12 protein-coding genes are annotated in these 10306 nt (G+C 72.0%); 3 read left to right on the top strand and 9 right to left on the bottom strand.

Going from position 1 to position 10306, the window contains the following annotated elements; genetic code table 11:
• The 6 genes from eno to VMR86_05880 all read right to left on the bottom strand — a co-directional run.
• On the bottom strand, positions 1-271 hold a 271-nt coding region (eno, locus tag VMR86_05905; protein HTO06575.1), incomplete at its 3' end, for a phosphopyruvate hydratase.
• A gap of 11 nt (positions 272-282) precedes the next feature.
• The gene (locus VMR86_05900) at positions 283-1071 is read right to left on the bottom strand and encodes an ABC transporter ATP-binding protein (protein ID HTO06574.1); all 789 of its coding nucleotides are present in this window, start codon (positions 1069-1071) and stop codon (positions 283-285) included.
• Positions 1068-2030, bottom strand: a complete 963-nt coding sequence (locus VMR86_05895; GenBank protein HTO06573.1) for an iron ABC transporter permease — start codon at positions 2028-2030, stop codon at positions 1068-1070. The genes VMR86_05900 and VMR86_05895 overlap by 4 nt, the downstream gene beginning before the upstream one ends.
• Positions 2027-2887, bottom strand: coding sequence for a helical backbone metal receptor (locus VMR86_05890; GenBank protein ID HTO06572.1), 861 nt, complete (start codon positions 2885-2887; stop codon positions 2027-2029). Before VMR86_05890 ends, VMR86_05895 begins: the two co-directional genes overlap by 4 nt.
• A 115-nt stretch (positions 2888-3002) precedes the next feature.
• Entirely contained in the window at positions 3003-3338 is a 336-nt protein-coding gene (locus VMR86_05885; GenBank protein ID HTO06571.1) for a helix-hairpin-helix domain-containing protein, read from the bottom strand.
• 60 nt (positions 3339-3398) lie between these two features.
• Positions 3399-4409 carry a polyprenyl synthetase family protein gene (locus tag VMR86_05880; GenBank protein HTO06570.1) on the bottom strand — a complete coding sequence of 337 codons (1011 nt, stop codon included), beginning with the start codon at positions 4407-4409 and terminating at the stop codon, positions 3399-3401.
• 229 nt (positions 4410-4638) lie between these two features.
• On the opposite strand from VMR86_05880, the gene VMR86_05875 reads away from it, so the two are divergent.
• From VMR86_05875 to VMR86_05865, 3 genes are read left to right on the top strand one after another with little or no spacing between them, the layout of a single operon-like run.
• The gene (locus VMR86_05875) at positions 4639-5229 is read left to right on the top strand and encodes an MXAN_5187 C-terminal domain-containing protein (GenBank protein ID HTO06569.1); all 591 of its coding nucleotides are present in this window, start codon (positions 4639-4641) and stop codon (positions 5227-5229) included.
• Between the two features lie 28 nt (positions 5230-5257).
• Complete coding sequence (locus tag VMR86_05870; GenBank protein ID HTO06568.1) at positions 5258-6367, top strand: glycosyltransferase; 1110 nt, start codon at positions 5258-5260, stop codon at positions 6365-6367.
• On the top strand, positions 6364-7473 hold the full coding sequence (locus VMR86_05865) for a DegT/DnrJ/EryC1/StrS family aminotransferase (GenBank protein ID HTO06567.1): 1110 nt from the start codon (positions 6364-6366) through the stop codon (positions 7471-7473). Before VMR86_05870 ends, VMR86_05865 begins: the two co-directional genes overlap by 4 nt.
• Here the strand turns inward: VMR86_05865 and VMR86_05860 are convergent.
• The 3 genes from VMR86_05860 to atpD all read right to left on the bottom strand — a co-directional run.
• Positions 7470-8996: an arylsulfatase gene (locus VMR86_05860; protein ID HTO06566.1), complete on the bottom strand. Its 1527-nt coding sequence runs from the start codon at positions 8994-8996 to the stop codon at positions 7470-7472. The two genes, VMR86_05865 and VMR86_05860, sit on opposite strands and share 4 nt — an antisense overlap.
• A 96-nt stretch (positions 8997-9092) precedes the next feature.
• Positions 9093-9503 carry an ATP synthase F1 subunit epsilon gene (gene atpC, locus VMR86_05855; protein HTO06565.1) on the bottom strand — a complete coding sequence of 137 codons (411 nt, stop codon included), beginning with the start codon at positions 9501-9503 and terminating at the stop codon, positions 9093-9095.
• Positions 9500-10306: F0F1 ATP synthase subunit beta (gene atpD, locus VMR86_05850; GenBank protein HTO06564.1), on the bottom strand; the 807-nt coding region annotated here is incomplete at its 5' end. The genes atpD and atpC, both read right to left, overlap by 4 nt.

The following is a 10306-nucleotide window of genomic DNA, read 5'->3' as shown; positions in this document are numbered from 1 at the left end:
CGGCCTGCTCGGAGAGGCCGCCCAGCTCGAGCCCCGCCACCGCGCGCGCGAGCTCGCCGTTCACGTGCTCGACCGCGCGCTGTACGCCCTTGCCGCGGTAGCGCTTGCCGCCGTCGCGCAGCTCGAGCGCCTCGCGGCTGCCGGTCGATGCGCCCGAAGGCACGGCCGCGCGGCCCGCCGCGCCGGATTCGGTCCGGACATCCACCTCGAGCGTCGGGTTGCCGCGCGAGTCGAGGATCTCGCGGGCTCTCACCACGGTGATGCGACTCATGGCGGCGCAGTCTATCGGATCGAGCGCAGGGGCGACACGACGAGCCGCCCCGCCTCGTCGCGCTCGACGCGGGCCTCGACGCCGTAGACCGCCGCGATGCGCTCGGGAGTCAGCACGTCGGCGGGCGCGCCACGCGCCGCGACCGCGCCGCCGACCAGGAGCACGAGCTCGTCGGCGAAGCGCGCGGCCAGCGAGAGCTCGTGAGTCACGAGCAGCACCCCGCGCGCCGCTGAGGCGCGCAGCCACGCCGCGAGCCACTCGAAGCAGAACAGGCCGTGGCCGAGGTCCATCGACGCGGTCGGCTCGTCGAGCAGCCAGGCGTCGACGCCCTGGGCGAGTGCGCGCGCCAGCAGCACGCGGCGCTTCTCGCCGCCCGAGAGCGTGGGGTAGGCGCGCTCGGCGAGCTTCTCGAGCTCGAGCGCCGCGAGCGCTGCCTCGACGCGCGCCACGTCCTCGGCCGACTCGCGGCCGAACGCGCCGAGAAACGGCGCCCGGCCGAGGGCCACCATCTCGCGCACGCTGAACGGGAACGGCACCGCGCTCTCCTGCGGCACCACCGCCAGCCGCCGCGCGATCTCGCGCCGGCTGCGGCCGGCGAGCGGCTCGCCGTCGAGCGCGACCTCGCCCGAGTCACTGCGCAGCACGCCCGACAGCACGCGCACGAGCGTGGTCTTGCCGGCGCCGTTGGGTCCCACCACGACCACGAGCTGGCCGGGCTGCAGCGCCACGTCCACGCCGCGCAGCACCGGTGTCGGCCCGAACGCATGCGCGACCCCGCGCGCCTCGACCAGGGCCGTCACGCCGGCATCCGCGCGAGATCGCGCCGCAGCAACACCAGGAAGAGCGGGCCGCCGATCAGCGCCGTGAGTGCGCCCACGGGCAGCTCGGTCGGCGCGAGCACCACGCGCGCGAGCGTGTCGGCCACGACCAGAAACGCCGCACCGCCGAGCGCCGAGCCCGGCACCAAGAGCCGGTGATCGGAGCCGAACGCCAGCCGCAACAGGTGCGGCACGATCAGCCCCACGAAGCCGATCAGCCCCGAGACCGAGACCGACGCGCCGATCATGAGCGCCGTGCCGGCCAGCACCCAGCGCCGCACCGAGGGCACGTCTACACCGAGATGTGACGCGGTCTCGTCGCCCTGCGCGATCAGGTTCAGCGCGTAGGCGAAGCGCAGCCCGATCGCGAGCCCGACCGCGAGCAGCACGGCCACCGCGGCCTGCAGCACCGGCTCGACCAGGCGGATCGAGCCGATCAGCCACAGGAACACGCCGGCCACGCGCGCGAGATCCGCGGCGCTAGTCGCGAACACGATCGCCGACGACGCGAAGGCGTTGAAGACCACGCCGGTGAGCAGCAGGCTGTGCGCCGGCGCGCGCCCGCCCGCGGCCGCGACGGCGTAGAGCAGGAGGCTCGCGCCGAGCGCCCCCGCGAATGCGACCAGGGGCACGGCCGCTGCGCCGAGCCACAAGCCGCTGCCCAGCGCGAGCGCGGCCACGCCGCCGAGCGCCGCGCCTCCCGAGATGCCGAGCACGTACGGGTCGGCGAGCGGGTTCTGCAAGAGCGCCTGCAGCAGGGCGCCGGCGGTCGCGAGCCCCGCGCCCACCATCGCCGCCAGGAGCGCGCGCGGCAGGCGGATGCCGAGCACGATCTCGCGGCTCGGGTGCTCGACCGAGCCGAGCCAGAGACTCGCCGCGAGCGCGGCCACGAGCAAGAGCGCGAGCAGCGCCAGCACCGCGGGACGCGAGAGGCGAGTCACGAGCGCAGCTCGGGATGGATGCGCGCGCGCAGGAGCTCCGCGCCGCGCGCGAGCTCGGCCCCCGGCAAGGTGGCGACGCCGGGCGGCACCAGCTCGACCCGGTGCGCCCAGGCGAAGCGTCCCCAGTAGGCGCGCGCCGCAGCCTGTGACTCGGGACCCTGGTCGGACTGGGTCGAGTCGATCAGCACGTCGGGCGCGCGCGCGGCCAAGAGCTCGAGCGACACCTGCGGATAGGCGCGCGCGAGGTCGGCGAACACGTTGGCGCCGCCGGCCGCCTCGATCAGCGCGCCGGCGAAGCTCCCGCCCGCGGCCACGTAGAGCGGGTCGCGCTCGACGACCAGCGCCACGCGCGGCCGCGGCCGGCCCGCGACCGAGCGCGCGACCTCGGCCAGCTCGCCGCGCACGCGCGCCGCGAGCGCGCGCCCCTCGGCCGCGCGGCCCACGACCGCGCCGAGCGTCTCGTAGTTCGCGATCACCGCGTCGAGCGAGCCGCCGGTGTCGACCTCGTGCACCGCCACGCCGCGCCGCCGCAGCTCGCCGAAGAACGCCGCCTGCGACTCACTCGCCACGCCCACCACGGCGCTGGGCCGCAGCTCGAGCGTGCGCTCGAGGTCGGGCGCGAACAGACCCCCGAGCGACGGAATGCCGGCGCAGCCGGGCAGCTCGTGCGAGAAGCGGTCCACGCCCACGATGCGCTCGCGCAGCCCGAGCGCCAGCAGGATCTCGGTCGTCGACGGCGACAGCGACACGATGCGCGGCTCACTCGCCGGCGCGCGCGGCGGCTCGCCGCACGCCGCGAGCAGCGCGAGCAGCAGCCAGAGGGCACGACCGGTGAGCGGCGTGGGCACCCTACCCACGCCTTGACCAGTGAGCGGCGTGGGCACCCTACCCACGCCTTGAGCCGGGGCAGTCACGCGCGTGTTCTAGCACGGATCACGGGGACGTGGCCTCGAGGCCACGTCCCCGTGCCGCTCACTTCGCGGGCTGTGCGGTCGTCTTGCCCTCGAGGGCCAGGTGCGGGCGCAGCTTCTCGACCTGCTTCTCGCCGATGCCCTTCACCTGGGCCAGGTCCTCGACCCGCTTGAACGCGCCGTGCTCGGAGCGGTAGCGGATGATCGCCTGGGCCTTGGCGGGCCCGACGCCGGGCAGGAGCGAGAGCTCTTCGGCCGTGGCCGAGTTCACGTTCACCACGCCCGTGACCTGCGCTCCGGAGCCCCGCGCCCCGGAGTCGCTGCCGGCCGCGAGCGCCGACGTGTGCAGCAGGACGGCCGCCGCCAGCGCGACGACCACCGCGATTGGATGACGCATGGTGCGCATCCTCCTCTTCGTGTCTGGGGCGAGGTTCGCGGGGTGAGGCGGGGAAGCGAGTCAGTGACTGCGCTCGACCACGAAGTCGGCGAGCGCTTGCATGGCGCGCTTCGCCTCGCAGTCGACGAACGGCTCGATGCGCGCGCGGGCCTGTGCCACGACCTGGCGCGCGCGCTCGAAGGTGCTCTCCACGCCGTGGTGGCGCGCGACGCACTCGGCGACCTGGCGCACCTCGTCGCGCTCGGGCACGCGGCCCGCCGCGCTCTGCAGCGCGAAGCTCTTGAGCAAGGCAGACACGGCCTCGCGCTCGCCCGTGGAGCAGCGCTTCAGCGTCGCGATCAGGGGCAGGGTCAGCTTGCCCTCCGCGGCGTCGGTGAGCGGCGCCTTGCCCAGGTCGCTCTCGAGGCCGGCGTAGTCGAGCGCGTCGTCGACGAGCTGGAACGCGAGCCCGAGCTGCGCCCCGTAGTCGCGCACGGCCCGGCGCTCGGCGCGCGTCACGCCGCCCAGGACGGCACCCGACTCGGCCGACGCGGCCAGGAGGCTCGAGGTCTTGCCGCCGATCACGTCGATGTAGGTCGACTCGGTGATGTCGGGGTCGAAGCTGCGCGTCAGCTGCATGACCTCGCCCTCGGCCATGGCGCGAATGCTGTCCGCGAAGCTCGCCAGGATGTCCTGGTCGCCGTCCTCGACCAGCGTCTGGCAGGCGCGCGCGAACAGGAAGTCACCGACCAGGATCGCGAGCTTCGACCCGAAGCGCGCGTTCACGCTCGCCCGGCCGCGGCGCGTCTCGGCGCCGTCGACCACGTCGTCGTGCAGCAATGACGCGCTGTGCAGATACTCTGCCGCGGCGGCGATCTGGATGGCGCGCGGGCCGCGATAGCCGCACAGGCGTGACGCGAGCAGGACGACGACCGGGCGGATGCGCTTGCCGCCGCTGCCGAAGGTGTGCTCGCCGATCGTCGGGACGACCGGCGTCACGGAGCGCAGCGCCTCGCGCATGACGCGCTCGACCTGCTCGAGGTCGTCGTGGAGGAAGGCGATGATGCGGTCGAGATCGCGGCTCTCGTTCAACTCAGGTGCGTCCCAGGTCTTCGAGTCTACCCGCGCCCCCGGTCGATGTCAAAGCGACCAGATGAAAAATCCCTTGTTAATCCAGGTAGTTGCCTCACATACACGGACCCGTGTACGGGCCGCAACGGTCCATTCGAGCGCAAGATCGCCGGATCTGCCCTGGCGCTCCTGGCCGCCGCCGGCACCCGCTGACTCAAGCGCGCGCCGCCAGAGGCCGAAGTGACTCCGAATGGGTGTGCGCCACCAGCAGGACGAGATCGACGAGGAGCTCGACGACCTCGACCACAGCCTGAAGCGGCTGCGGGTCGAGTACGACCAGTACTTCCTCGGGATCCTGAAGCGCCCGCCCGAGGTGCTCCAGGGCCGCGTTCAGAAGGTGATCGTCAAATACGCGAACCAGACCCTGCGCAAGACCCACCACAAGTTCCGCTTCAACCAACTCAACTCGAAGTTCCAGATCTACCGCCAGCAGTGGGGCCGCACGATGCGGCAGATCGAGCAGGGCACCTACAAAGGACACGTGTTCCGCGCCAGGCTCCACGAGCGCGAGCGCGGTATCTCGGACGCGACGCCGAGCCCGCTGAAGGCGCCGCCCCCGCAGGAGCGGCCCGGCGCGATCGACAAGCTGTTCGAGGCGTTCAGCGCGGCGCGCCAGCGCGTCGGCGACAAGAGCGCGGCGCCCGACCGCGCGAAGCTGGCCGAGATCGTGAAGAAGCAGACGGCCGCGCTGAAGCAGAAGCACCCGGGCGCGAAGGTGAAATTCCGCGTCTCGATCGAGGGCAACAAGGCCAAGCTCGTGGCCTCGGTCGTCAAGTCATGAGAGGCGCCCTGCGCTAACCTGCGCGCGCATGCGCGTCGCGCTGGTGCACGACTGGCTCACGGGCTTCCGCGGAGGTGAGAAGGTCCTCCTCGAGCTGGCCCGGATGTTCCCGGCGGCCGACCTGTACACCCTGGTGCACGTAGCCGGCACGGTGACTCCCGAGATCGAGCGGCTGCACATCGTTCCGAGCCCGCTCTCGGCCATGCCCGGCGCGGCGCGACACTACCGCAAGCTCCTGCCGCTCTTTCCCTGGGCGATCGAGCGCTTCCGGCTCGAGGGCTACGACCTGGTGATCTCCACCAGTCACTCGTTCGCCAAGGGCGTGCGCGTGGCGCCCGGCACGCCGCACCTGTGTTACTGCTTCACGCCGATCCGCTACGCCTGGGATCTGGCCGACGAGTATCTCGGACGCGGGCCCCGGCGGCTGCTGGCCGCGCCGCTGCTGGCGTACCTGCGCCGCTGGGACCGGCGCACCAGCTCGCCCGCGCGCATCACGCAGGTGGTGGCGATCTCGCACGCGATCGCCGACCGTGTGCGCCGCGCCTGGGGCCGCGACGCGTCGGTGGTGTACCCGGGCGTCGACGTGGCGCGCTTCGCGGGCCTCGAGGCGCGCAGCGGCGACTACTTCTTCATGCTCGGCGGCTTCGTGCCGTACAAGGCCGAGTCGCTGGCCATCGAGGCGTTCCGCGGCACGCCGCACGCGCTGGTGATCGCCGGCGACGGCCCCACGCGCGCGGCGCTCGAGCGCACCGCGCCGCCCAACGTGCGCTTCCTGGGCCGCGTGTCCGATACCGAGCTCGACGACCTGTACGCGCGCTGCCGCGCGCTCGTCTACCCGCAGCTCGAGGACTTCGGGATCATCGCGGTCGAGGCGCAGGCCGCGGGCAAGCCCGTGATCGCCTTCGGGCGCGGCGGCGCGACCGAGACGGTCGTCGGGCCGGGCGACGCGCAGGGCCGCGCGCCCACCGGCGTGTTCTTCGGCGAGCCCACGCCCGAGTCACTGCGCGCGGCGCTCGCGGCCTTCGCGGAGCTCGAGCGCAAGCTCGACCCGAGCGCGATCCGCGCCAACGCGGCGCGCTTCTCGCTCGAGAACTTCCGCGCCGGCATCGGGCGCGCGATCGAAGAGGTGGTGAAGTGACTCGCAAGATCCCCATGGTCGACCTGAGCGAGCAGACGGACCGCCTCTGGCCCGAGCTCGAGAAGGCCGTGCACGACGTGCTGCGCTCCGGGCGCTTCATCCTGGGCCCGAACGTCGAGGCCTTCGAGCGCGAGGCCGCCGCCTTCCTGGGCACGCGCTACGCGATCGGCGTGGGCTCGGGCACCGACGCGCTGGTGCTCGGGCTGCGGGCGCTCGGCATCGGCCCGGGCGACGAGGTGATCGTGCCCTCGTTCACCTTCTTCGCCACCGCCGAGGCGGTGAGCCTGATCGGCGCGAAGCCGGTGTTCGCCGACATCGAGCCCACGACTTACTGCCTCGAGCCCGACTCGGTGGCCAAGGCGATCGGCCTGCGCACGCGCGCGATCGTGCCCGTGCACCTGTTCGGTCACCCGGCCGAGATGGACGCGATCGCCGACCTCGCGCAGCGGCGCGGCCTGGCCGTGCTGGAGGACGCCGCGCAGGCCTTCGGCGCCGTGTACCGCGGGCGCAAGATCGGAGGCCTGGGCAACGCGGCGGCGTTCTCGTTCTTCCCGTCGAAGAACCTGGGCGCGTTCGGCGAGGCGGGCCTGATCGCGACCGACGACGAGGCGCTGGCCGACTCGGTGCGCAGCTTGCGCGCGCACGGCTCGCGCCAGCGCTACCACCACACCGAGATCGGCTACAACGCGCGCCTGGACGAGATCCAGGCGGCGCTCCTGCGCGTGAAGCTCCCGCACGTGGCGGTGTGGAACGACGCCCGCCGGCGCGTGGCCGCCAGCTACGACGAGGCGCTCTCCGGCGTGGCCGGCATCCGCACCCCGCGCATCGCGCCGGGCTGCACGCACGTGTTCCACCAGTACACGCTGCGCGTGCCGGCCGAGAAGCGCGCGGGGATCCAGAAGGCGCTCGACAGTCACGGCGTGTCGACCCAGGTCTACTACCCGATCCCGAATCACGCGCTGCCCATGTATGCGCCGGACGCGCCCAGCCTGCCCGAGACCGACGCGGCGGCACGCGAGGTGCTGTCACTGCCCATCTACCCCGAGCTGTCCGATGGCGACGTGCGCCAGATCGCGCACCTGCTGCGGGAGTCTCTCGCGCGCTAGCGCCCCCGGGCAGTCACCTGCGGCGGGCGATTCGGCCACTTCTGGAAGGTGGCGCGATGGCGCGCGAGCGCGCGCATGATGACCTCGATGTAGACCAGCTTCCGGATCAGGTAGCTGTGGGTCTCCTTCGGGTCGAGATACAGGTTGTAGAGCCGCCCGTACGGGTACTGCTGCAGCACGCCCGTGAAGCCGCCGGGATTCACCACGTCGGTCGAGTCGTCGGAGATCGACGTGGTCATGTACTTGTACTCGCCCACGCGCACCGCCGAGAGATTCACCGTGAGCCAGTAGTAGTGGAACTTGCGGTTCGAGAGACCCCCGGGCGAGAGCAGGAACGAGGTCTGGTCGATCGAGTCGATGAAGCGGTCGGTCGGCACGCGCTCGCCGACACCGGCCAGTGTCAGGAGGGTGGCGAACAGGTCGAGCTGCGCGAACAGCCCGTCGGACGCGCCTGGCGCGATCATGCCCGGCCACCAGAGCACGCCCGGCACGCGCACTCCGCCTTCCCAGGTGGAGCCCTTCGCGCAGCGGAACGGCGTGAACGCGGCATCGGGCCAGGTCTCCATCTCGGGTCCGTTGTCGGACGAGACGAACACGAGCGTGTTCTCGGCCTGGCCCGTGCGCTCGAGCGCGCGCGCGAGCCGGCCCACGATGTCGTCGAGCTCGATGATCGTGTCCTTGTAGGGGTGCTTCGACGGTGACTTGCCCCGGAACTTCTCGTGCGGGTAGTTGTCGAAGTGGGCGCCGCGCGTGCAGTGGTAGAGCAGCCACGGCTTCTTCTCGTTCGCCATGCGCTCGATGAAGCGCTCCGAGTAAGTCGCCCACTCGTCGTCGAGCCGCGACAGCACGGGGATCGTGACTTCCTCGACCATGCGCGGCTCCGCGCCGCGCGTGGCGTGCACCCAGCATTTGTTGAACGGCTCGTTCTTGACCCAGCGGGTGCGTTCGTCGCTGTAGACGATCTCGGGGAAGAAGTACGGATCGCGCCACTCGGTGTACATGTCGGACACCGAGAGGAAGCCGAAGAAGTCGTCGAAGCCGACGTTCTGCGGCTGTGACTCGAGGTTCTCGCCCATGTGCCACTTGCCCACCGCCTGCGTGGCATAGCCGGCCTGGGACAGGAGCTGCGCCAGCGTGACCTCGCCCGCGAGACCGCCGGGCATGCCGTACATGGGCGGGACCAGGAGCCCGTGGCGCATGGGCAGCCGGCCGGTCATGAGCGACGCCCGGGACGGCGTGCACGACGGCTCGGAGTAACACGAGGTGAGCAACAGCCCCTCGCGCGCCAGCCGGTCGATGTGCGGCGTGGGCGCGCCGGTCATGACCCCGCCGCCGTAGCAGCCGAAGTCGCCCCAGCCGACGTCGTCCATGAGCACGATCAACAGGTTCGGCTTGCGGCCGGTGCGCTGCTCGAGCGCCGCGAGCTTCGCGGCCGCGGCCGCCGCCTGCTCGGGGTGACGGAACACGGACTCGCGATTCGGGGCGATCTCTACCGTCGGGGTCGTGATCGGGTCATGGGCCACGGCTCATCTTACGTCACCGGCCGGCGAGGCGAGGGCCGCCCCGAGCCGAGCCCGCAAGTGCCGGAGGCACGCGCAGTGAGCCGCAGGCGAACGAAGTCAAACGGGCCCGCGCAGCACGTCCACTCGCGCCTGGGCGCGTTCCAGCGCTTCGCGCAGCTGCGCGACCTCTTCCAGCGGCGCGGCCACGCCGGCCTCGTCCAGCGCCCGGGCGGCGTTGGCGCGGCGCGCCTCGGCTTCCGTGGCGTCGATCTTGTCCGGCGCCTCGGCACTGGGCGCGAGCACGGTCACGCGCTCCTGAGTCACTTCGGCGAAGCCGCCGCCGAGCGCGAGCCGGCTCTCCCGGCCGCCGACCGAGAAGGTCAGCACGCCCGGGCGCAGCGCCGCCAGCAGCGGCGCGTGGCCCGGCAGCACGCCGAACTCGCCCTCGCTGCCCGGCGCGACGACCGAATCCGCGTCGGTCTCGACGACCGAGCGGCTGGGAGTCACCACCGAGAGCCGCAGACTCACTGCGCCTGCGCCTTCATGCGCTCGCCCTTCTCGCGCGCGTCGTCGACGCCGCCGACCATGAGGAACGCCTGCTCCGGCACGTCGTCGACCTTGCCTTCGATGATCTCCCGGAAGCTCTTGATCGTGTCTGCAATCTTGACGTACTTGCCCTCGACACCCGTGAACTGCTGCGCGACGAAGTTCGGCTGGCCCAGGAACTTCTGAATCTTGCGCGCGCGAGACACGACCAGCTTGTCGTCGTCGGACAGCTCGTCCATGCCCAGGATCGCGATGATGTCCTGCAGCTCCTTGTACTTCTGCAGCACCTGCTGCACGCCGCGCGCGACCTTGTAGTGCTCCTCGCCCACGACCAGCGGATCGAGGATGCGGCTGGTGGAGTCGAGCGGATCCACCGCTGGGTAGATGCCCAGTGACGCGATCTGCCGCGACAGCGTGATGGTCGCGTCGAGATGCGCGAACGTGGTGGCCGGCGCCGGGTCGGTGAGGTCGTCCGCGGGCACGTACACCGCCTGCACCGAGGTGATCGAGCCCTTGCGCGTGGAAGTGATTCGCTCCTGCAGCGCGCCCATGTCGGTGCCCAGCGTCGGCTGGTAGCCGACCGCGCTCGGAATGCGCCCGAGCAGTGCAGACACTTCCGAGCCCGCCTGCGTGAAGCGGAAGATGTTGTCGATGAAGAGCAGCACGTCGCGGCCCTCCTCGTCGCGGAAGAACTCCGCGACCGTGAGCGCCGAGAGACCCACGCGCGCGCGCGCGCCGGGCGGCTCGTTCATCTGGCCGTAGATCAGCGCGGCCTTCTCGATGAC

The sequence above is a fragment of the Myxococcota bacterium genome (assembly GCA_035498015.1).
Taxonomy (GTDB): domain Bacteria; phylum Myxococcota_A; class UBA9160; order SZUA-336; family SZUA-336; genus VGRW01.
This window is presented reverse-complemented; position numbering and strand designations above follow the sequence as displayed.

What these genes read in the sequence shown, in the direction of transcription:
- VMR86_05870 (HTO06568.1), top strand. Translation starts at nt 5,258, where the DNA reads ATGCGCGTCGCGCTGGTGCACGACTGGCTCACGGGCTTCCGCGGAGGT.
- VMR86_05885 (HTO06571.1), bottom strand. Translation starts at nt 3,338, where the DNA reads ATGCGTCATCCAATCGCGGTGGTCGTCGCGCTGGCGGCGGCCGTCCTG.
- VMR86_05875 (HTO06569.1), top strand. Translation starts at nt 4,639, where the DNA reads ATGGGTGTGCGCCACCAGCAGGACGAGATCGACGAGGAGCTCGACGAC.